General features: G+C 53.9%; 25 protein-coding genes. 18 read left to right on the top strand and 7 right to left on the bottom strand.

What is annotated here, in order from left to right; translation table 11 throughout:
* The first annotated feature begins 8 nt into the window (after positions 1-8).
* The 7 genes from G5306_RS02025 to G5306_RS01995 all read left to right on the top strand — a co-directional run bounded on the left by G5306_RS02025 (position 9) and on the right by G5306_RS01995 (position 8,207).
* A complete protein-coding gene (locus tag G5306_RS02025) occupies positions 9-959 on the top strand; it encodes a hydroxymethylglutaryl-CoA lyase (RefSeq protein ID WP_421312422.1) in 951 nt (316 codons plus the stop codon).
* Positions 960-961: 2 nt separating this feature from the next.
* Positions 962-1,372: a MerR family transcriptional regulator gene (locus tag G5306_RS02020; protein ID WP_026034924.1), complete on the top strand. Its 411-nt coding sequence runs from the start codon at positions 962-964 to the stop codon at positions 1,370-1,372.
* A gap of 36 nt (positions 1,373-1,408) precedes the next feature.
* A complete protein-coding gene (locus G5306_RS02015) occupies positions 1,409-2,170 on the top strand; it encodes a substrate-binding periplasmic protein (protein ID WP_421312223.1) in 762 nt (253 codons plus the stop codon).
* A gap of 52 nt (positions 2,171-2,222) precedes the next feature.
* On the top strand, positions 2,223-5,225 hold the full coding sequence (locus G5306_RS02010; protein ID WP_421312221.1) for a DUF748 domain-containing protein: 3,003 nt from the start codon (positions 2,223-2,225) through the stop codon (positions 5,223-5,225).
* 224 nt (positions 5,226-5,449) lie between these two features.
* Positions 5,450-6,046 (top strand): acetate uptake transporter, encoded by a 597-nt coding sequence (locus tag G5306_RS02005; protein WP_005336948.1) that lies wholly within the window; start codon positions 5,450-5,452, stop codon positions 6,044-6,046.
* Between the two features lie 617 nt (positions 6,047-6,663).
* Entirely contained in the window at positions 6,664-7,674 is a 1,011-nt protein-coding gene (locus G5306_RS02000) for a hypothetical protein (protein ID WP_421312220.1), read from the top strand.
* Positions 7,674-8,207 (top strand): hypothetical protein, encoded by a 534-nt coding sequence (locus tag G5306_RS01995; protein ID WP_421312218.1) that lies wholly within the window; start codon positions 7,674-7,676, stop codon positions 8,205-8,207. Before G5306_RS02000 ends, G5306_RS01995 begins: the two co-directional genes overlap by 1 nt.
* A gap of 999 nt (positions 8,208-9,206) precedes the next feature.
* Here G5306_RS01995 and G5306_RS01990 read toward each other — a convergent pair.
* Together G5306_RS01990 and G5306_RS01985 are read right to left on the bottom strand one after the other, a co-directional pair.
* A complete protein-coding gene (locus G5306_RS01990) occupies positions 9,207-9,965 on the bottom strand; it encodes a zinc-dependent peptidase (RefSeq protein ID WP_421312421.1) in 759 nt (252 codons plus the stop codon).
* 76 nt (positions 9,966-10,041) lie between these two features.
* Positions 10,042-10,479: a GNAT family N-acetyltransferase gene (locus tag G5306_RS01985; protein ID WP_421312216.1), complete on the bottom strand. Its 438-nt coding sequence runs from the start codon at positions 10,477-10,479 to the stop codon at positions 10,042-10,044.
* Positions 10,480-10,827: 348 nt separating this feature from the next.
* Here G5306_RS01985 and G5306_RS01980 point away from each other — a divergent pair, with 348 nt between their 5' ends.
* Complete coding sequence (locus G5306_RS01980; RefSeq protein WP_005336959.1) at positions 10,828-12,327, top strand: alanine/glycine:cation symporter family protein; 1,500 nt, start codon at positions 10,828-10,830, stop codon at positions 12,325-12,327.
* A gap of 183 nt (positions 12,328-12,510) precedes the next feature.
* On the opposite strand, the gene G5306_RS01975 is transcribed toward G5306_RS01980, so the two are convergent.
* From G5306_RS01975 to G5306_RS01955, 5 genes are all read right to left on the bottom strand, one after another.
* Positions 12,511-13,497 (bottom strand): phage integrase, encoded by a 987-nt coding sequence (locus G5306_RS01975; protein WP_421312214.1) that lies wholly within the window; start codon positions 13,495-13,497, stop codon positions 12,511-12,513.
* Between the two features lie 339 nt (positions 13,498-13,836).
* On the bottom strand, positions 13,837-14,208 hold the full coding sequence (locus G5306_RS01970; RefSeq protein WP_103260156.1) for an ASCH domain-containing protein: 372 nt from the start codon (positions 14,206-14,208) through the stop codon (positions 13,837-13,839).
* Positions 14,186-15,238, bottom strand: a complete 1,053-nt coding sequence (locus tag G5306_RS01965; protein ID WP_411599948.1) for a hypothetical protein — start codon at positions 15,236-15,238, stop codon at positions 14,186-14,188. Before G5306_RS01965 ends, G5306_RS01970 begins: the two co-directional genes overlap by 23 nt.
* Before the next feature lie 13 nt (positions 15,239-15,251).
* Positions 15,252-16,007: a hypothetical protein gene (locus tag G5306_RS01960; RefSeq protein WP_421312212.1), complete on the bottom strand. Its 756-nt coding sequence runs from the start codon at positions 16,005-16,007 to the stop codon at positions 15,252-15,254.
* Between the two features lie 108 nt (positions 16,008-16,115).
* Complete coding sequence (locus G5306_RS01955; RefSeq protein ID WP_139390532.1) at positions 16,116-16,811, bottom strand: LexA family protein; 696 nt, start codon at positions 16,809-16,811, stop codon at positions 16,116-16,118.
* A 123-nt stretch (positions 16,812-16,934) separates the two neighbouring features.
* Here G5306_RS01955 and G5306_RS01950 point away from each other — a divergent pair, with 123 nt between their 5' ends.
* The 10 genes from G5306_RS01950 (at position 16,935) to G5306_RS01905 (ending at position 22,097) form a co-directional block, all read left to right on the top strand.
* Entirely contained in the window at positions 16,935-17,132 is a 198-nt protein-coding gene (locus tag G5306_RS01950) for a Cro/CI family transcriptional regulator (RefSeq protein ID WP_139390533.1), read from the top strand.
* A 21-nt stretch (positions 17,133-17,153) separates the two neighbouring features.
* Positions 17,154-17,423, top strand: a complete 270-nt coding sequence (locus G5306_RS01945; RefSeq protein ID WP_108570490.1) for a DNA-binding protein — start codon at positions 17,154-17,156, stop codon at positions 17,421-17,423.
* A 37-nt stretch (positions 17,424-17,460) separates the two neighbouring features.
* Positions 17,461-17,970: a phage regulatory CII family protein gene (locus G5306_RS01940; protein ID WP_236345836.1), complete on the top strand. Its 510-nt coding sequence runs from the start codon at positions 17,461-17,463 to the stop codon at positions 17,968-17,970.
* A gap of 10 nt (positions 17,971-17,980) precedes the next feature.
* Positions 17,981-18,439, top strand: a complete 459-nt coding sequence (locus G5306_RS01935) for a hypothetical protein (RefSeq protein ID WP_421312210.1) — start codon at positions 17,981-17,983, stop codon at positions 18,437-18,439.
* 65 nt (positions 18,440-18,504) lie between these two features.
* Positions 18,505-18,693: a hypothetical protein gene (locus tag G5306_RS01930; RefSeq protein WP_041204794.1), complete on the top strand. Its 189-nt coding sequence runs from the start codon at positions 18,505-18,507 to the stop codon at positions 18,691-18,693.
* A gap of 2 nt (positions 18,694-18,695) precedes the next feature.
* Complete coding sequence (locus tag G5306_RS01925; protein ID WP_421312208.1) at positions 18,696-18,956, top strand: helix-turn-helix domain-containing protein; 261 nt, start codon at positions 18,696-18,698, stop codon at positions 18,954-18,956.
* Positions 18,953-19,150: a hypothetical protein gene (locus tag G5306_RS01920; protein ID WP_408774796.1), complete on the top strand. Its 198-nt coding sequence runs from the start codon at positions 18,953-18,955 to the stop codon at positions 19,148-19,150. The genes G5306_RS01925 and G5306_RS01920 overlap by 4 nt, the downstream gene beginning before the upstream one ends.
* The gene (locus G5306_RS01915; RefSeq protein ID WP_234799760.1) at positions 19,147-19,596 is read left to right on the top strand and encodes a hypothetical protein; all 450 of its coding nucleotides are present in this window, start codon (positions 19,147-19,149) and stop codon (positions 19,594-19,596) included. The genes G5306_RS01920 and G5306_RS01915 overlap by 4 nt, the downstream gene beginning before the upstream one ends.
* A complete protein-coding gene (locus G5306_RS01910) occupies positions 19,593-19,838 on the top strand; it encodes a hypothetical protein (RefSeq protein ID WP_075115566.1) in 246 nt (81 codons plus the stop codon). Before G5306_RS01915 ends, G5306_RS01910 begins: the two co-directional genes overlap by 4 nt.
* 3 nt (positions 19,839-19,841) lie before the next feature.
* Complete coding sequence (locus G5306_RS01905; RefSeq protein ID WP_421312205.1) at positions 19,842-22,097, top strand: replication endonuclease; 2,256 nt, start codon at positions 19,842-19,844, stop codon at positions 22,095-22,097.
* The last annotated feature ends 32 nt before the right edge of the window (positions 22,098-22,129 follow it).

The following is a 22,129-nucleotide window of genomic DNA, read 5'->3' as shown; positions in this document are numbered from 1 at the left end:
GAGCAGCCATGCCGGATGACAAGGTCAGTCTGGTGGAGATGGGGCCGCGCGATGGCCTGCAAAATGAAACCAACCCGCTGACACTGATCCAGCGGCTGGAGCTGATCCAGCGACTGGCCGACAGCGGTCTGCAGCGCATCGAGGTTGGCGCCTTTGTATCGCCCAAAAAAGTGCCGCAGATGGCTGACTCCGCAGCGCTGTTCGAGGCACTGCCGCGCAAGGGCTCAACCCGTTACGGCGCTCTGGTGCCCAATCTGCAAGGCCTGCAGGCAGCCATTGCCGCCCGCGCCGATGAGATTGGCCTCTTCACCGCCTGCTCCGACGGTTTTACCCGCGCCAATATCGGCATCAGCGTGGAGGAGTCGCTGGTGCGCTTCGCCCCGCTGGTGCAGGAGGCGCGCCGCCTCGGCATCAAGGTGCGCGGCTACCTCTCCACCGTCATCGCCTGCCCGTTCGATGGCCCGACCCGCCCGAAACGGGTCGCTGCCATGGCCGAGCAACTGCTGGATCTCGGTTGCCACGAAATTTCGCTGGGGGACACCATCGGCGTCGGCACTCCGGGCACGGTGGCGCCCATGCTGGATGCGGTGCTGCACGAGATCCCGGCGGGTCGACTCGCGGTCCATTTTCACGACACCTACGGCCAGGGGTTGGCCAATCTGCTACCCGCGCTGGAGCGCGGCATTCGCACCATCGACTGCTCGGTGGCGGGGCTTGGCGGCTGCCCCTATGCGCCGGGCGCCTCCGGCAATGTGGCGTCAGAAGAGGTGGTCTACCTGCTGCACGGCCTTGGCATGACAACCGGGGTGGATCTCGACAAACTGGCGGCCACCGGCCAGTGGGTGAGCGAGCAGCTCGGCCGCGCCAACGGCTCGCGGGTCGGTCAGGCCTTGCACGCCAATGCCGAACGGCTGCGTGCCCGCCTCTGCCAGCCACACGCCCAGCAACAGGAGTCATGATCATGTCCCGTTCCCTGCCCGGCAAGGAGATCACCTACAGCATTTCGGAGCTGGCCCACGAGTTCGATGTCACGCCGCGCACCATCCGCTACTACGAGGATGAGGGGCTGCTCACCCCGCTGCGGGAGGGGCAAACCCGCATCTACAGCCATCGAGACAAGATCCGGCTCAAATTGACCCTTCGCGGCAAACGGCTGGGGTTTAGCCTGGCCGAGATCCGCGAGCTGTTCGATATGTACGACACCGACAAATCGAGCAAAACCCAGCTTCACTCCATGATCCAGCTGATCGAGGCAAAACGCGGCGTGCTGCGCCAGCAGCTGGAGGATATCCAGATGGTGATGGCCGAGCTGGAAGCCGCCGAACAGCGCTGTGTTAATTCCCTTAACAGCTTGAAAACTGGCGCAGATTAACCGAATCTGGGAGCAAGCTATTGCCCTGGGGATCCCATGAGATATTGGTGCTGGTTTTTGCTCTTGTTCAGCCTCTCTGGCTGGAGCCATCCCCTCATCAAGGTTGGCGGATACCCCTATGCCCCCTTTGTGGTCAAACTCTCCGATTCCCGCTATGAAGGGCTGACGCTGGACCTCATCGCCAAGCTAAACGAGATCCAGCAAGAGGTAAGATTCGTGTTTGTTCCCACCTCGGCCGCCAACCGTTACAAGGCGCTCGATCTGGGCCGTTTCTCGCTGATGCTGTTTGAAGACACCAAATGGGGCTGGGACACCGATAAATTCAAGATGACAGCCCCCTTCCTCGGTGGTGGCGAGGTCTATGTGGCCCTGAACAAAACGGGCCGGGATCAGCGCTTTTTCGATGACCCCTCTCGGCATCATCTCATCGGGGTGACCGGCTACCACTACGGCATCGGCCAGTTCAATGCTGATCCCCTCTACCTGCAGCGCAAGCTCAATATCACCCTGGTCAAAGACAACATCAGCGCCCTGCAAGCGCTACTCAAAGGGCGTGGTGAGGTAGCCATTCTCAACGTTTCCTACCTTAACCAATATCTGCTTTCCCACCCCGACACCGCCGACCAGCTGCTGATCTCGCAAAAATGGGATCAACAGTATCAACACCGAGCCATCCTTCACCCTGAGGCTCCCATTACCCCTGCCCAGCTGGAACAGTGGTTGGCAGCGCTGCAACAAAAGGGTGAACTGGATCGCCTTTGGACAAAGTACGGCGTACAACAGCACGCAACCCCATGATTACTATCCAGCTTTTCTGTACCATGGCGGGAACCAAATGGGAGTGCACCAAATGAACACCACCGAGCCCGCGTCCCCCAAGCTCCGCTTGCTGCGCTACCTTGCCTACGCTTTTCTGCTGCTTCTTATCCTGATCACCCTGCTGCTGTGGCAAACCCCCCGTCTGGTCCAGCGCTATCTGCCCGGCTGGCTGGCCGAACACTATGGCCTGCAACTGACGCTGGGGGAGATTGACGTAGGGCTGCGCAACCCATCTCTCACCCTCGGCGCGACCGCCCTGCTCGATGCCAAACAGCAGCCCATCATCCGTTTTGAGCAGCTCTTTATCACCCCCGACCTGCAAGCCAGCTGGCAGCAGAAAGAGGTCGTGCTTTCCGCCGTCACCCTGACCAAACCCGTGGTGCTGCTGCAACGGCTGGCAGACAAAAAAGGGGAGGTTCGACTCAATCTGACCGATGCGCTGGCGACCCTGCTCGCCCCTGCCCCCTCCCCCAAGCCCGAAACAGCCAGCGCCCCGCTGCTGGTCGATATTGCAAGTGTCAATGTCACTGACGGCCATGTGCGCTATCAGGATCAGCGCAAGGAGAGCGAACCCGGCTGGTTGCCGCCCCTCAATCTGGAAAAAGTGACCCTCAAGCTCGATAACCTGCGCACCGAGGCAAATCACCCGACCGCCTATCAGCTGAGCGCCGCCATCAATGGCAAAAGCAGCCTCGCCGCTCATGGCAAGCTCGCTGTGATGAGCGGCATGGGTCAGGGCAAAGTGAGCCTCAAGCAGGTAGAGCTGAAACCCTTTGCCCCGCTCTGGGCACCCTACCTCAAGCTGGATCTGGCCAAGGGCCACGCCAATGCAGAGGTGGAGTACCAGCTTAAAGAGGGCAAGCAAGGGGTACTGTGGCAATTGTCCAAAGGCAAGCTGACGCTGGACAACTGGCAGCTTAAAAAACACAAGGGCGACGAATTTGCCCGCTTCGGCCAGCTGGCCCTGAGCGATCTGGCTGTCGATGGCCAGAAACAGTCGCTCCAGATCGGCAAGGTGACCCTGCAACAGCCCCTGCTCAAGGCCACCCTCAACCCACAGCAGGAGCTGGATCTGGCTGACTTGCTGATTGAACAGGCCCCCGCCAAGCCCGTCAAAGGGGCCCACGCCGCAAACGAGGTGGCCAACAATGCGGCGCCCAAGTCGGCACAACAAGCAAAGACAGCCGGTAACGGCAAGAAACATGCGCCAGACAAACCCTGGCAGTGGCAGATCAAGCAGATCCTTATCGACAAGGGCGGTCTCACCCTCACCGAATCGAGTAGCGGCAAACCGCAGGCACGCCAGTTATCCGGCCTCAAGCTGGCGCTGGGGCCACTGGGCAGCAAGGGGGAGCAACCGAGCAAACTGACTCTGGCCACCCAGTTCAACCAGAGCAGCCCCCTCGCCTTTGATGGCCAACTGACCCTGACTCCTTTCACCTTAAGCGGCGACATCAACCAGCAGGGGCTACCCCTGACGCTGGCACAGCCCTATCTGGCCGATCTGATACGCATCAAGGTGCAAAACGGGCTGCTGAGCAGCAAGACCAGACTTGATCTCGCCACCACCGCCCAGGGAGATCTGAGCAAGCTGACCCTGCAAGGGGGGCTCGATGTCAACGGGCTCAAGGTGGTCGATCGGGCAGACAATCAGCGGCTGCTGGAGTTCAACACCCTGGCTCTCACCGGTCTGACGTACGACGGCATCAGCCAGCAGATGCGGATCAAGGACATTGCTCTGAACAAGCCCTTCGCCCGCATCGAGATCAACGAAGATGGCACCACCAACCTGCAACAGCTGCTGTTGCCACAACCGGCGGCAGCAAAAAGTACTGAAGCAAAGGCAGGCCGCAAGGCTCCCGACTTTCGTTTCACCATCGACCAGCTGCGCACCGATCAGGGCAACCTGCGCTTTGCCGACCGCAGCCTGAGTCAGGATTTTGTGGCCGATATCGCCTCGCTGGGCGGCCAGAGTCGCCATATCAGCAATATTCCGGGGCAACGCTCCGATCTCGCCTTCAACGGCAAGGTGGATCGCTATGCGCCAGTTACCATTCGCGGCGGCACAAACCTGCTGGTGGCCAACCCGATCCTCGACATCGCGGTCGCTTTCCACAATCTGGAGCTCACCACCTTCACCCCCTATTCGGGCACCTATGCCGGTTATGCCATCGACAAAGGGCAGCTCTCCATGAAGCTGCACTACAAGCTGGAGGGCAATCGGCTGGAGGGGGATAACGACATCACCATCAAGAAGCTGCAACTGGGCGAGAAGATCAAGAGCGATCAGGCCAAGGATCTGCCGCTGGGGCTGGCCATCGCCCTGCTAAGCGATGCCAACGGGGTGATACAGATGAACCTCAAGGTGAAGGGCGATCTCGATCAACCGGACTTCAGCATCGGCAATATCTTCTGGGATGTGCTGGGCAACACCCTGAGCAAGGCGATCACCTCCCCCTTCTCCCTGCTCGCCTCGCTGGCCGATGGCACCGAAGATCTCGACGAACTTCCCTTCCTGCCGGGGGATCCCGATCTCACCCCCACCCAGCAGGAGAAACTGGTCAAGCTGGCGCAGGCCCTTAAGGATAGACCCAAGCTCAGCATGAACATTCGCGGCAAGGTCAACTTCAACGAGGAGCGCCCCATCCTGCAACGGCAAAAGCTGGAGCGGGTACTGGCCAAGCTCACCGGCAATCAGGCGGATCTCGACCTGCTGGAACAGGACCCCGCCCTGCAAGAGGCGCTGGCCCAGGCCTATGAAGAGCGCTTTGGCGAAGATCTGGATGATCTGGCGGACCGCCTCCATCTGGATGAAGAGAGCGCGGCACTGCGGGCCCAGGCGGTGATCCTGCTGCGGGATCAGCAGCTCATCACCGCCAAATCCCTGCGCAATCTCGCCATGCGCCGGGCGCAAAATACCAAGGAGTTTCTGGTCGACAGCCAGGGGATCGCCCCGGAGCGGCTGTTCGTGCTCGACAGCCAGGTCAAGGAAGAGGACAAGGAAGCCAAAGTGATCCTGACACTGGATCAGTGACGCCGCCGCACTTCGTAAAAAGCGTAATAAAAATACAACCCCTCAACTATCTTGACACCTTTTGCTCACCAAACAGCCTGCCTTGGTGAGCATTTGGCCTCTGATGCAAATAATCACGTAGTTTTTTTACGATTTATCCCCCTTGCCCCCTTGCGGGCGCGCCGCAGCCTGCCTAAAATCGCGCGTCTTTTGTTAACCCCACCTCTATTTTTGGAGAACGCCACGTGAGCGAAAAATTGGCCAACCCTGCCCCTCTGGGTCTGATGGGTTTCGGTATGACCACCATCCTGCTGAACATCCATAACGCAGGTTTCTTCCCCATCAGCGCCATGATCCTGGCCATGGGCCTGTGCTACGGCGGCATCGCCCAGATCATCGCTGGCATCATGGAGTACAAGCGTGGCAACACCTTCGGTGTAACCGCATTCACCTCCTACGGCCTGTTCTGGCTGAGCCTGGTGTTCCTGCTGATCATGCCAACCATGGGTCTGGCCGAAGCCACTCCGCACGCCTACATGGGTTGGTATCTGCTGATGTGGGGCATGTTCACCCTGTTCATGCTGGTTGGCACCATCAACTACCCGCGCGCCAAGCAGTTCGTGTTCGCCTCCCTGACCGTGCTGTTCTTCCTGCTGGCCGCCCGTGACTTCACCGGCAGCACCCTGATCGGCACCATCGCCGGTTTCGAAGGCATCATCTGTGGCGCCAGCGCCATCTACCTGGCCATGGCCACCGTGATCAACGAGCAGTTCGGCCGCACCGTGATGCCGATCGGCGATCACAAGAAAGCCGCCGCCGTACAGCTGAAAGCCGCTGCCTGATAGGCAACCCATTCAAATTGTAAAAAAGGCACCCTCGGGTGCCTTTTTACTATCTCGCAAAGCTGATCTGCCAGCGAATACGCCACACACTCTTCCTTTTCAGCCCCACAGCCGAATATTCGCCGCTTTGGATATTGCCGCATCCCTCGTTATCCCCTCCCCTCATTAACCTCTTTTGGTCGCTCCGATTCGGTCATATCCGCGGATTAACAGCAAGCTTGGAGAATTGGTGATCCGGTTGGTTGGTGTGGCCGCTGGCAAGTCCATCAAGACAACTTGCCTTGATGGCTGGGTACTTGAGACACCTGCAGCGGGCACGGTGGAGAGGTTGAGCGAGCATAGCGAAACAGGGCCGAGCAAGTTGCCCTCAGGCAGCGCCAGCTGCGCTCCTTGGAGCTCTTGTAATAACTCTACGCTTAGTATCAACCAGCAGAAAACATAAGGAAAAATAAAAGGTGCAGTGGAAATACATAAAACCAAGCCGAACTATCTAAGGTGTAATCGGTTGATAACTAATGACAAATCTATAATCTAATCTTTCATCAACCTACTATCCCATGATAGAGTTTCAATCAAAACTCATGAATCATGCATTTACAAAATGTTAGGGATAGCTAATGGCGAGCAAACAAGCAGAAAAAAGAAACCGTACGATTTATTACCTCAGAGCTAGTTATATGTGTGTAGATGATTTTGTTATCAAACATTCTCTAGAGCACATGGTTAATCAAGCATGGCAACGTCTTCCTTTGTCAGCAAATAGAACTTTTTATGCTGGCAACAACAAAAATAGCGTAGGAATGAAGCATAGTATCAGACGAGTGCCTTTAATGGGGGGAGACTTTGATTGTACTCTGCTATCTGTTGGTCTTTATGAGGCAGGTGCTGCAGCGAATACAATACCCAAACCGTCAGAGCAAGATGTAGAGATTAACGTAGATATTCACGATGCCCCTTTACATCAAGAGTATTTGGATGGTGAAGGTTTCATTTGCCTATTTGGTGACCATGTCATTTTAAGTCCAACTGATTCATTTCGGCACCCCAAAATTAGCGACTTTATTAAAAACCTCATAGGGAAAGCAGGCTTTAGAGATGAAGCTTCTCGGCTGGATATACAGCAAATAGCCGACATAAACATTGTTAATACAATTCACAGAGATGGCGTGAAAAGCATTTTAATTAATGCCAGTGCGTATCTTTCCTCTTTCGATTATATCAAGAGAGTGAATCCAGAATATAAAGTTAATGGTGTTGTTTCTAAGATAATGAATATGGCATCATCTATGCTGGATTCTTTAAAGGATGATGATGATCCGCAAGCCATTTTAGATAATGAAAACCTTAGTGCCAGAATAACACTGACACACAATGGTAAAGTAAAATCTGAAAACGCACGGGTCGGTGCAGATAGACTGAAAGACGCGGCAGCAGCTTTGGCAGAGACAGATCTTTCAGGGTATACTATAGTAACCAAAACGGACAAAAAGATTACTCATGATGAAATTGTCCTAAGGAATAAAGTTTTGGTAAAAGCGCATGGAAAATCAGTTCAGCGAGATGATATGTGGAATAAACTGGTTGACGTATTGGTACGATATGATAGGGAAAGGATACTGGAGCATTAATGGCTGAATGGCATCAGTACGTTAGAAAGACTTTATTCTTGCTACTCTCGATTGTGGTCAGTGGTCTTTTTTCTTATGCATTTCAACCATTGGTGAAAGAATCATCTTTAGATGTATTGGTGAATATATATTCTATATTGGCGGGTTTCCTTGTTGGTGTCATTGCATTGATTGGAGATCCGTCATCACTTCCAACAGGCTCATGGAGAATTGCAGAGTCAGCCTCTAAAAATACATTCCGCAGCCTTCACAGTACAAAAAATCTGTTGTATGCCTATTTAATTACACTGTTATGTATATTCATATACAAACTATTTTTTGTGGATGGCATTGAGGTCATAAAAACAATATCCATTTGGGGTTTTGAATTTTCCTCTCATATTCAAGCAGCTAAAGTATATATGGAGTATGCGATATTGTTTTTATCTTCAGTTGCTTTCATATATTCATTCAAGCTCCCAGGGAAATTATTCTCCATTCAAAAAGACAGAGTATCTAAAGAGATTGAAAGTCGCCGAGAGCCTCAAAAATAAACCTCACCACCTATTGTAAGATAGCTATTCATTATTTTAATCAAGAGTAATCTTTAGCCTAAACAGTGATGTGTTCACTGTTCGTTCATCTTTATCTCAGAGATTCCTATCTCAAAGCTACCTGAAACTAATATCTCACTAAATTTTAGGTCTCCCCCTCACACTTACGAGATCTGAATAATATCGTTTATTGACATACTCAGCGCTTGAAAAGTAAGTTACTTCAAACACCCAAGCAGCGTACGAACGAGTAGGAAGACCTACGGAGAGAACAGCCTCACGGAAACCGCGCTCATACGCTCCGTGAGATAATTTCTTTGCAAAAATACATTCCAGAAATAGCCCCCTATCAGGGTGTGTTGCATCTAGGATTTTCTTGTTGAAGGCGAGCTTCATAGAGTGCACTCTTTTACAAAAAATCGTATTTTGTAAATATTTTCCTGCGAGAGATAAAAATGTAAGTCACTGTTATAAAAAGAAAACTTCATTTCTCACATGGCAAAAAACTGAAGTGATAAATGTTGATTTCCCAGTTGAGACTGTGATGTGTAAACTTAAACATATATCGATATTTATTTTGGAGGATGTTTCAGTATGATGCGTATTGTTGTAGTAACTCTCATTTTTTTGGCATTATTATTCCTCTCGATACTCACAATCACCAAGCCACTATTTCATTTATATGAAGAATATATACTGAATGGGCACTATGTTGGCGAAACATATGCCGCATACTATTTTGATGTTATCCTTTATTTAATTACTCCCTTGTGTTTCATCTTTTCGATATTTCTTGTCACTTACATCTACAGACGGAAAAAGAAGAACGTGGAGCTATAACATGCCATTTCTTTGAGTATGTCCGGAGCGAAACCGTATGTTGCGTTTTACGCTTCTTACAGGATGGCAAGCGAAGCGCGGCAATTGATAGCCATAAATAGCAAAACCCCGACAATATGGGGTTTTGCTATTTCGAATAACCGTTCAACAGATCTGTTATCAGGCAAGTGACCTTGTGTCCCCCGCCAGCAAGCGGGTTGCGGGGAAACGCAGTGCGGGATCCTGGCTAAAGAACTGGCTCAGTTGCCGGTATACCGCGGGATAAACCTGCTGCAGCCGCAGCGGATCGGTAAAGAAACACTCGCAGCTGACGGCGAAAAACTCCGCGGGATGTTCGGCCGCATAGGGATCGATGGCGGTTACCTCATCCCGGTCGAGTTGTTGGCAGAGCGCATCGAAGGCGCTCTGAAAGGCCTGTTGCCACAGCTGGCTGCTCATCGGCCCCGGCAACGGCGGCGCACCGTCCGCCTCACCGCCCAGCATATCGAGTTTGTGAGCCAGCTCGTGGATCACCAGATTAAAGCCGTCCCAGTCACCATCCTGCTGCAGTTCGCTCCAGGCCAGCACCAGCGGCCCTTGCGGCCAGGATTCACCGGCGTTCTCCTCTTCAAACTCGCTCACCAGCCCGAACTCATCCTGCACCTCCTGACGCCGGGTCACAGGCTCGGGAATGATGATGATTTCGTGAAAGCCACGATACCAGTCAAGGCCGAGGTGCAGAATAGGCAACGCCGCCTGCAGCGCCAGCACCGCCTGTTGACGGCGGCTGAGCTCTACCCCGATCAGGGTCAGGGTCTTGCGCTTGAGCAGCTGTTGCCCCAACCCGATAAGCGTTGTCTGCTCGGTGTCGCTGAGCCCCAGCAAGATGGGCACAGCCGCCAGCGCTTGACGCCACAGTGCCAACTCATCCTCACTCATGGGCGCTTGCGGGCGACCACCCAGCCATTTGAACCATCCCAGCACGCCTACTCCTTCTTTTGATGCAAACAACAGGTCACAACAGTTTAACGAACCGTTTCGGCCGCTCCTGATAATCCTGCGCCAGATAGAAACGGTGGGCCGCCTCGCGCTTGAGGCTACTGGATAGCTCGAGCTGGGCGCAACCTGCGGCCCGCGCCATCGCTTCGGCGCCCTTGAGCAAGGCTGCGCCCACTCCCGCCCCTCTTGCCCCTTCATCGACAACCAGCGCCGAGATCAGGCCCCAAGCTGGTGCAACATGCAGCGGTGCCAGCTTGTGCCACACCAGCACGCCGGCCACCTTGTCGCCTTGGGAGGCGAGCAGCACAACGCTCGCGGGATCCGGCGTCAACAGGCGCGCCGTCACGTCAGCGCCTTCGGCAGGATACCCCAATTGGGTGAACAGGTGGGCGATGGCGCTCCCGTCGTCGGCCTCAGGGGGACGGATCGTCAACGTCTCAGGGGCATTTTTCATTGTTGGCCTCATGTTTGCTTTCCATTGTGTTACGCCCGTCACATTGTCTGGCGCAGATCAACAAGGAGGATCTCATCTTTACTCATAGAAAACGCTGCCTGCCATTATCCCCCCACCCTTGTCAATTCACAAATTTGCAACAAGGCAACATTTTTCGCTGGGAAGCACCGATACAACTCGATATGTTACAAGCCATGCATGGCGCGTGTTTGCGCTCTGCTTAACCCCTCAACCTCGCGCTCATTTGTTAACTGGATTGTTAACAAACAGGGCCAAAAACAGTGACAGAGAGCGAGGCCAAGATCTCGCCAAGACAGCGCCACAAACACAACAAAGGAGTTGTTGTACATGAATGAAATCGTCAATGCCATCAATGGTGTAATCTGGAGCCCTGCGCTCATCTACCTGTGTCTGGGGGTCGGTCTTTACTTCTCCCTGCGTACCCGTTTTTTGCAACTGCGTCATATCAAAGAGATGGTGCGCCTGATGTTTGATGGCAAGAGCACCGATGCCGGTGTCTCCTCCTTCCAGGCGCTGGCTATGACCCTGGCCGGTCGTGTGGGTACCGGTAACATCGCCGGTGTGGCCACCGCCATCACCTTCGGTGGCCCGGGCGCCCTGTTCTGGATGTGGATGGTCGCCTTCCTCGGCGCCAGCTCCGCCTTCGTGGAGTCCACCCTGGGGCAGGTTTACAAAGAGAAGATCAACGGTGAATACCGCGGCGGCCCGGCCTTCTATATCGAGAAAGGGCTTGGCATGAAGTGGTACGCCTGGACCTTCGCCATCGCTACCGTCTTCGCCTGCGGCGTGCTGCTGCCGGGCGTGCAGGCCAACTCCATCGGCTCCAGCCTGCAGACCGCCTTTAATATCGATCCGAACGTCACTGCCGCCGGTTTGGCGCTGCTGCTCGGCTTTATTATCTTCGGCGGCGTCAAGCGTATCGCCAGCTTTGCCAGTACCGTGGTGCCCTTTATGGCGCTGGGTTACATCATCGTGGCTTGCGTCATCATCGCCCTCAATATCGGCCAGCTGCCGGGCGTGATCCTGCTGATCTGGAAGAGCGCCTTCGGTCTGGATGCCGGTTTCGGTGCCATTTTGGGTCTGGCCATCATGTGGGGGGTAAAACGCGGGGTCTACTCCAACGAAGCGGGTCAGGGTACCGGGCCGCACGCCTCCTCTGCGGCGGCAGTGAGTCACCCGGCCAAGCAGGGTTTGGTGCAGGCGTTCTCCGTCTATATCGACACCCTGTTCGTCTGCTCCGCCACCGGCTTTATGCTGCTGATCACCGGTCTCTATAACGTACAAGGGCCGGACGGCGCCGCCATCTACACAGGTATTGCCGGTATCGCAGCAGGCCCGGGCTATGTGCAGACCGCCATGGAGAGCATGATGCCGGGCTTTGGCAGCATTTTCGTGGCCATCGCGCTGTTCTTCTTCGCGTTCACCACCATCGTTGCCTACTACTACATCGCCGAAACCAACATCGCCTACATCAACCGCAAGATAAATCGCCCCTGGCTCACCTTCTTGCTGAAGATTGCGCTGATGGCTGCCACTGTCTACGGCACCGTCAAGACGGCAGATCTGGCGTGGGGCATGGGTGATATCGGGGTTGGCCTGATGGCCTGGCTCAACATCATCGCCATTCTGCTGCTGCAAAAGACCGCCTTCACCTGCCTGAAGGATTATGAAGCGCAGCAGGCACAAGGGATTGACCCCGTATTCCACCCGGAGAAGCTCGGCATCAAGAACGCCGATTACTGGGTGGGCAAACGCTCCGAAGAGAACCTGGAGCTGGAGAAATCGGGCCATCAGTTCGAGCCGGATCAGGATCGCAAGACCTCCTGAACCAGAACGACATAAGACATCAATAAAAATGGCAGCCTCGGCTGCCATTTTTATTTCTTTTACTTCAATAATTTACATTTAAATCAAGGAGTTAAGTGCCACACAAGGGGACACTTTGGGACGTGAAAAGACACCAAAGTTGGCAAAATGTGGACACTTTTTTCGGCCCATTCTCGGGGAAGATCAAGCTGGTTGAAGATGGTTTTCCAGCGGGTTAAAGCGGACCGCGTCATTGAGATAATCCGGTGCAAAGTGGGCATAGGTCATCGTCTGATGAATGTTCTGATGCCCAAGAATTTTTTGTAGGGCCAGGATATTGCCACCCGCCATCATGAAGTGAGAAGCGAACGTATGGCGCAGCACATGCACCGCCTGTCCTGCTGGCAGATCTGGGGCAACTTGCTTGATCACGTCACGCACCAGCAGATAGTCAACGTCTTTGAATAACAGGCCACGGTGAATACCCTGGGTGATCTCCTTCGCCAGTGCGGCCGAGATGGGTACAGTCCTGTTCTTGCCGTTCTTAGTGTTGATGTAGGTAACCCGGCTGGCAATCACATCATCCCGCCGCAGTCCTGTCGCCTCGCTCCAGCGGGCACCGGTGGCCAAACACAACTTGACCACTTTCAGGTTGTCACCAGTCAATGCTGCCAGCAGGCGACCAATCTCCTCATGGGTGAGATACCCCATAGCTCGGTCTACCTGTTTGACCTTTTTCAACCCTTTAAGCGGGTGCTCGTTGTGGTAGTGCCCCAATGCGATCAACACCGAAAAGACGCCGCTGAGCCTATCCTGCTCCCAGTTGAGCGTACTGGGCTGGCAACCGGCCTGCAGGCGCTGCGCCCGATACTCAGCAAACAACAGGCGGTTTATTTGCCGAGCTTGAGGATAACCCAACGCCGCATCCAATTTGCGCAATCGGGTAATGGCATGTACCCCCGACTTCAGCGTCTGACCATGGTAGCGCCACCAGAGCTCGATTAGCTCGGAGAGCGTCCGGTTATCTGCTGGCCGCTCCACCCACTCTTTGTTGTGTTCGGTGGCTATTACCCAGCGCTCGAACTGCTGGGCTTCGGACTTGGTCTTGAAGCGCTTGCGGATCCGCTTGCCCTCCCTCCCCTGCGGACGGATATCGACCAAGTAACCTTCGGGAATAGACTTGATACTCATCGTCCCTCCGTATAACGGTGGGCACTCAGCCATCCCCACGACGCACACATCCACATAGCTCCCAACCACTGAACTCTCACCGTCATAACTCCCCCATCAAAACACTGTTATTTTATACAGCATAGAGTGATGGTTAGTAGTGTTTACCTGAGGCAGCTGCATACATGTGGGGACTAGAGGAGATTGGTACTGTTATTGAGGCAAGTGTTGGGCACTTTAGATGAAACTAACAAGACAATCTCTCTAGGTCGATCAAGTCAGTGGCAGTGATTATGAAGGGAACTTGGATTAGTGGATTACCGAAAAACAGAGGCCGCGATAACGCGGCCTCTTGGTTCATCACAGATAACGATATGATTGTGGTGGCGTAGAGCCGATTCCAAGCTCAACAAGAGGCATCGGCTGTTCATAACGACGAACATTGCCAATTCCAATTGCAACTGCCCGTTGACGGTTGTCGTAGTAGCTGTCAAAGAATTTTTTATCAATTCCTGCATAGGAGTGAGTTTTCTCCCATACAATTTCGGGAAGATCAGCAATGAGCTCTGACACGTCAAACTCACCGACTACACGGCCTACTGGCATAGTTGAGTAAATCACGACAGATTTTATCCCATCGCGTTTAAATAGATTCTTACGGAACTCAAACTTCTTCGTTCCATCAAAAATCTTTTCAACATATTCAGGCTTAATTGATAACAAGACCTTCATCTACTTCACCTAACTGAACAATTCGAGCGAACTGGGTGTCACTCAATGACATGAACCCCCAATAGTCACTTTCATTTAGACCAACATCTTCTATTAGAGTAGCACGATTAGGCCTTTTATTAAAAGCTATATTATATGTGAATTTGATAATAAATGGATACCTTTGTGTTTTATAAAATGAAATCAACTCATCTTGAGTAAAAATAGAAAATTTTGAACAATAATAAATGAACTCTTCTAATGAAGAAAATTCTCTAATACTCTTAACCTCCTCAATAACACAAACTGAAGTAGCTACAGCTCTAAACCTAGCTGGCCCCATATTATCAGAGGTTCGATATATCACCATCACATCACCACGATGCATGTTCATTACACCACGCATGGCACATAAATATACCTTGTGAATACTATTTGCATGAGAAACATCTTCAACTATGCTGGCATTTTCATTTTTTAGTATGGAGTCTGGGAAAAGACGTGTATGGAATTCTGGATAAATACCCAACATGTATTTTTGCTTATCTGTAGCGACGACCAACGGATAATCTTTCATTACATCGCCAGTAATATTATGCAAATTTCGCACAAATACACACTCGGTGCCATTCGCAGTCTCTTTCATTCCATGCAACTGAAAACCGTACGCTTTAAACATGCCGATTAAGCTCTCGTGCTCAGCAAATACAGTTACATAGATATCATCAACTCTTTCCCTTATCGCAAAATCAAATGCTTTCTTTAGGAAACGTTGTCCTCGCAAGGTACCTCTTGCATTAAACTTGAAGGTACCGATCTTGAGATGACGGCCGAGGGGAAGCGGGGGGGAAACATCCTCAACCGAATTCTCAATCTTTAAATACATAAACCCGTCGATGCCCTGATCACCATAGAGAACATATGCGAACTCATTGCTATCAGCTTTTTTATTTAACCAATCGCTAAACTCTGCATATTTCATTTTGAGAGAATCAAAAAACACATCATTATGATCAAAGCTAGCAAAACTGATATATTTTAAATTATCCACACCTACCCCCAAATTATAAATATGCTAGAGTCTCATTTTTAAAAGCGAGTGTTAGTATTTTATCATCTATTGGATAATGCATTCTTAGGTTAGCGACGATATCGCTATTCAAAAAACTGGTTAAGTTTCCGATTTCACCTGATGTTTGAATAAATTCGTTAGCAGCTGCAGCCGCTAACTTACTTAAATCTATAACATCCTCTGATAAAACATTACCTGCCCCGGAGAACCTTTTATTCAGATTACTAATATCTCCCCTGATATCAGCCAAACTTTGAATTATAAACTCATAGGGGTCGACTTCCCTCGTTTCAATCCTAGCTATTTCCGTGATGGCAAAATGTTTCAAGAAAGTTGTATATTCTGGCCTACCCGATGCTTCAATAGTTCCGAGCACCTTGTGTCTAAGTTTTTCTTTAAATGTAACGATTGAGTTATAATGCAAATCTCTAGGATATTCCAAATGCTCGATAACCGCGATATCAAAAGAAAATGTTGTCGTGCTATCTTTTATAATTACAACGGGTTTATCAAATGCTAATCGCATCCCCAACTCGAACATTACATTAGGGTTTTTCGCGCTAACGTCGCAGATAACGATATCAGAATCGAATAGATTTTGTACTATCCTGCTTTGAATTACACCACTATCATTCGAGTCACTGACCAATTTTATTTCAAAATTTAGCCCCGACAATGACTCTTTTATAATATCTCTAATGTTATCCCAGTGCTTTTCAGTGTATGTATCTATAGCCGAGATAGGCATAACCAATCCACACTTAACGATCTCGCCAGCCTCGGATGGTGTCCACTCATTTATTCCCTCTGACACGTTATTCCCTCATCGTTCAGCATTAAAAAATAACAGGACGCATTAGCGCCCTGTTTGTCTTTTTCGATATGACCTGTGTTCTACCATCACGCCGATGATCTGGATGTGCTGTCGGTCGGAGTGCATGGTGGGGTAATCATCATTGAGGGGGACCAGTTCAAACACCTCTTGGCCGTTCTCGTCGATACCGCGGGGTCGGTATTTTTTGAACGTAGCCTCGTTGCTGCCGTTCTTGGCCACGACATAATCCCCTGGTTGGGGTGACTCATCAGGATCAACGATGATGAGATCCCCTTCCTTGAATAGTGGCACCATGGAGTCACCACGTAACCACAGGCCAAAGCCGTATGGGCCGATCTCGCCACCTGCCGATACATATTCGACATTGCCATCGAAGGCAGTGGCTTGCTCGCACATCTCGCGCCAGTTGCCCGCCTGCACGTAGCTCAGAATCGGGATCCGCTTACCCTGATAAATCACTGCTGGTTCGACGTTGTGATAACCAGGTATCCGTTGGTCCCCAGATGAACTGGATGCTTCTCCTTCACCAGTCAAGAGCCAATCAACAGTGACTCCCAACGCAGCAGCTAACTCATTGAGATAGCGACCATTAGGCGTGTTTTCTCCCCGCTCCCATTGACTAATGGAAACGCGTGATACACCTACCCGTGAGCCAAGAATCTCCTGGCTATACCCGAGTCTCTTACGTGTCTGCTTGATGCGTTCATTTATTTTCATGTAAGCAATCTTACAAGTTGCTTTCGTAGAATTTCTTGTCTTTTTTGTAAGTTTTTCCTTGCAATCATGATTCACCTAGCTTTACATTTGCTTTCGAAAGTAAACCTTACAAGGTGGAGTGTGATGAAGAAAAAAGACGCAATTGACCACTTCGGTGGCACTAACAAATTGGCACAAGCACTGGGCTGTAAGCCTCAAGCCATTTCTCAGTGGAGTGACTTTGTTCCCAAAGGCCGCGCCTACCAGATCGAGGTACTCACTGGCGGCAAGTTAAAGGCCGATTCGCGCAGCACCCCGCAACAACCCACTCCTTGTGTTTGAACCCCCTAAGAAGGATTCATCATGACTACTCGAATCAAACCTATCCGCATCCCCAGTGATGTAAGCCAATTACCGCTTGATTACCCCTTTGGTAATCGCGTCAGCGAAAGCCTGAAGGAGTACGCCGACCGCCAAGGTATTAGCCTGGAAGCGGTCAAAAAGCGTGCCGACCGCGGTCAGTTGCCCATTTTGCAAGACGGCCCGGGCGCACCTCGCGAGGTCAATCTTTACGCCCTGTTCCTGAAAGCCCGTTATCAGGCTGAGCGCTACGTCACCATGACGCTCGCGTGAACCTGCAAACACCATAACGGGTCAAGGAGAACCTAGCATGTTTACCGAATACGCCAGCAAACATCCGCACTGGATCAGCGCCTGCCAACGTTTTGCGGCCAGTCACAACATGGCCGAGATCGCCCAGCGAGTTGGCATGAATCCGCAGCTCCTGCGCAACAAGTTAAACCCCGACCAACCCCATGAGCTGACGGTGGCCGAGTTGATTGCCATCACCCAGGCGAGTGAGGGGGATGAAACCCTGTTCGATGGAGCCCTGTTTGGCTGTGGTTTGACGGCCGTGGCCATCCCACAGGCTGAGCGAGCCCCTTCCCTGCCCCACCAGGCCATCGATCTGAACGCCAAGATCGCCAGCATTGGTCAGCGAGCGCTGGAGCTGACCGACCGCGGCCGGATCACCCGCTCGGAGCGCAACACCTTGGTGAGCGTGGCCACCTCGGCCATGGGGTCACTCGCCATCTTGATCCACGACATTGAGGCCCGCTTTCAAGCGGTGCCGACCTTGGCCTGTGCGTCAGACATCCTGATGCAAACCATGACCATGTAAGGGGGAACCCATGCAAACCCAACGCATTGACCATCAACAACGCAATTTGGCTGGCCTGACGCCAGAGGAACAGGTGGCCATGAACACCGCCGGCTGCATGTTGCTGCGCGAGATGTTCGGCAAGAAGCGCTCGAGCCTCGACACCGACTGGCTAGCACTGAGCCAGGCCAAGAAAGCGGCCATCTGTGCCATCGCCCGCCAGCCTCGGGGTGAACTGATGAGCGCCACGCTGTCGGCATTGCCGCATGCGCAGCGCGAAGCGATCCGCCTTGCGGTGATTGCACTGGAGTACCAAAGCGAATTTCGCGGCGGCTGTGACACCAAGGTATGGCACCCGGCACCGGTCACCAGAACTATCCGGGATATCGAGAGGGAGAAAAAAGAGAGAGCAGCAAAGCTGCGCATGAAACGCGCGGTGCTGGCAGCAAGCCAGATGACCGGGCAAGGCCCACGTCCTATTGGGCAATAAAAAAGCCCGCATTACGGAGGTGCAACTCCAAGCGGGCCTTATCAACAACGTATGAGGAAGTCGACATGGCAACTTTAGCGATCCCCTGCGCCCTGCGCAACCTTCGCATCCAACAACGCAAGCTGACGGGCCGCTATGGCGCCCGTCTTAGCCAACACCCCGACGGGGTTGCGCTTATGGAGCGGTCAACCGCACTGGCTTGGGCTTCTCTGTTCAGCCGCATCAACCCCTGCACCACTCAACAAGGAGCCTGACCATGAACGCACAGCCGACCCAAATCAACCTGCTCAATCACCATGCCGCCAAGCGCCTGCGCCTGTTGCGGGAACAGTTGAAACTGAGCCGTCCCAAGTTTGCCGCCCTGCTCGGCATTCCGCCCACCACGCTCAAGAACTACGAGCTGGGATACCGCGAGATCGGTGGTGGCCTGTTCCTGCTGATCGCCAACCACCCGGAGCTGAAGCGCCATGTCGATTGGCTGCTGACCGGTATCGCCACGCCGGAGGTGCAGGCATGAGCAAGATCTTCCATCCCATATCCGAGCAGGAGGCGCTGGCCGAGTTGCCACGCCTGCGCCAGCGGCTCACCGCCAAAGCCCGCCACTCCTCATGCCTAAGAGGAACTGAGGGTAAAACCTTGTTAGCCCAGGCACAGCGTGCCCTGCGCTGGCATCAGCTGTTTCTCAGCATCAACCGGAGGGCCTGCCAATGAGCGACATCATCAAGATTGCCCGCCAGGCGCCCAAGGTGGTCGAGGGGCTGCTGGCCGATATGTTCGCCGCCAATGCCGAAGATAACCGCATCGCCCTGGGCGGGGTTTACTCCGGCCAGCAATACATCCAGCTGCAGCTGGTTGCGACCAGCAACCCGGCTGATCTGCTCGATGATGACGGCGACGAGGACGATGAAGAATCCGCACCACTCCCCGCACACAACCCGCTGACCACCCACTGGCTGGCAGCTCGCGCTGAGTTTATCGCTGCCGGCGGTGAGGCCAGAGGCGATCGGGATATCCCTCGGGAGCTGCTGGCGCTCGGTGCGGTGCGCTCTGTCTATTGGCTGGCACTGGGTCAGGGCGCGACAGCGCTGGCCAAAGAGATCGGCGAGTGGTGGCAGGAGTGCGCGCCACTCCATGGGCAAGGTGAGGTGATCAAGTGACCCATCACCTGCAGCAGGAACTGACCAGCCTGATGTATCGCTGGCAAGAGGCCTATCGGGAAGACGCAGCGCGGCTGCGTCTTTATCAACGAGAGCTGGCCCATGCGCGCCAGCTACCTGCCCGCCCCCACGTCAGCATCAAGCTGTTGCTGCGTCAGTGCGCGGCCGCTCGGCGAATGAAAAACCATGCCCAGCAGCGCATCAGTGGATGCCTGTTTCGCATCAAGACGTTATCCGCTTAACGCATGACCAAGCTCACCACCCGGCTGCCGCTGTCGAGAAAAGCACAGCTGCAGCGCGTCAACACCCTTTGCAACTCTCTGCCCGGCGTCAACTTTGACGCCGTTTTCGGCGGCCCACGCGGTCAATACGATCTGCTGTGGGCCATCCAGCTGCTTGATGGCCTCTCCCCCGAGTTAACCCGCGACCTGTTCAAGCAGTATGCACGGCGCCGCAAGGATTGCAGTTTCATCCATTGCCGAGCGGCCAATATCTGGCTGCGTGAGCGCACACGCTGGGTGCGCCAGCTGCTCCACTCCATCCCGGTCAACCCAAGGGAGATGCGCGATGAAGACGGCCGCAAGAAGGTGGCCCACCAATTCGCCAACCAGACCGCAGCCATTTACAAGAACATCGAGCAGGACATCAAAGAGGGCGCCGAGCCGGATCTGCTGCAGACCTGGGAGCTGATGCGCCAGCCGGCCGATCAGTGGGGCTTTATCGGCAAGATGCCCAAGTTCAAATCCAACGAGGTGCGGGATAACTGGATCCTGAGCGTGCTGGTGCGCCTGCTCTCTGCCAAGTGGTGGGAGAAGCGCGTCAACCGCTGCTGGGATCGGCTGCAGGAGCAGATCAACATTCTGCTCGGCAAGGTGCGCAAAGGGGTGTCGGCCTATGTATCGAACGCCACCATGAAGGTGGTACGAGAGCGCAAGCGGGCCATGATGCGCTGGCTGGCCGAGTCGGAAGTGGTCAACGAGCAGTATAACCTGGTCGTGTCCATGAAGGATTGCTGGGAGGCCAGCAACGCCAACCCGGTGAACCGCCGCAACGAAATGATGGTGCGTGCGCGGGGGTTCAATGACTATGCCGAGGAGCAGGGTCATGTGGGGGTCTTCTTCACTTGGACAGCCCCTAGCCGCTTTCATGCCTGGACACAAAAGCACAACGGCAAAGCAGTAGAAAACAAGCGATACCAAGGGGCCACGCCGCGGGAGACCTGCGTCTATCTGGCCAAACTCTGGAGCCGCGCCAGGGCGGCCCTCAAGCGGTGGAACGCGCCCGTTTATGGATTTCGCGTGTGCGAGGCTCACCACGACGGCACCCCGCACTGGCACCTGCTGCTATTTATGCGCCCGGAAGATCGCAACCGGGTGATCGGTATCCTGCAACGCTATGCCCTGACCGATGACCACGACGAGCTGGTACGGGATATCAAGGGCGCCCCACCCTTTACCGACTTTACTCCCCGCTTCGACTGGAAAGAGATAGACCCGGCCAAGGGTGATGCCGCGGGCTATATCGCCAAATATATTGCCAAGAACATCGACGGCGCCTATCTGGACGATGACGAAGAGGCCGGCACCGCCGCCGATGAGGGCGCCCTGCATGCCGTGGCCTGGGCCAGTTGGTGGGGCATTCGCACCTTCCAGCAGATCGGCGGCGCCCCGGTCGGGGTATGGCGCGAGCTGCGCCGCATCAGCAACGCCAAGAAGCATGCCGAACTGGTGGGCCCACCCAAGCCAGTGCTGCAAGACCCACGCTTTGAGGCCGCCCGCTTTGCCGCAGATAACGGCATCTTTCGTTGCTACCTGCACGCCATGGGTGGCGCACTGGCGACCCGCGCCGAACACCCCATCAAGCTGGCCCACCTTATCGAGGAGCAGGCCAACAGCTATGGCGAAGACATCAAGCGCCTGATGGGCATTACCTCCGCTCGCTTGGGCATCAAGACCCGCCTGCAAGGGTGGGAAATTGTGCCCGCCGGCACCCATGAAGCCAGGAAAGCCGCCGAGGCTGCAGCGAGGGGGGTTGGGGTTAAGACGGGCGACAGCCCGGCACCTTGGAGCTCTGACAATAACTGTACGCGGCCAGATCCTGATGTCTTCACAGAGCAGATCATGAGGGAACAATGGGGTTTGTCACCCTTTTCCATCGACCGTTTGCGGGCTGGGGCCAGTGTCACGGTGGACGGTTTCAGCCTCTGGCTTGAGAACGGCCAGCTGCAATCGACTAGATCGCTCCCCAATGAACCGGATTGGGGGCTCGATGGCCAGCCGCCCGCTGAACAGAGCCTGCTGGATGAATTCGCGGTACCACAAGGGGATCCAGACTGGCGGATGCTGGTTGAGCTGTGCGGCAAGGTCTATGAGGCACAAGGCCACGCCGGGGCGCACCGCTGGATAGAGATATTGCCGGAGCCCTATCAGTCAGAGATGTGGCGCGTGCTGGAGGGGCTGGACACACCGGAGTGGATGCATGAACAAAACGACTACAGCTAAAAGAGGCACTGTGATATCTATTCCTAGAGATT

This window comes from Aeromonas sp. 603404 (assembly GCF_049171775.1).
GTDB lineage: Bacteria > Pseudomonadota > Gammaproteobacteria > Enterobacterales > Aeromonadaceae > Aeromonas > Aeromonas veronii_A.
Note: the sequence above shows the minus strand (reverse complement) of the source record. Positions and strands in the feature narration are given on the sequence as shown.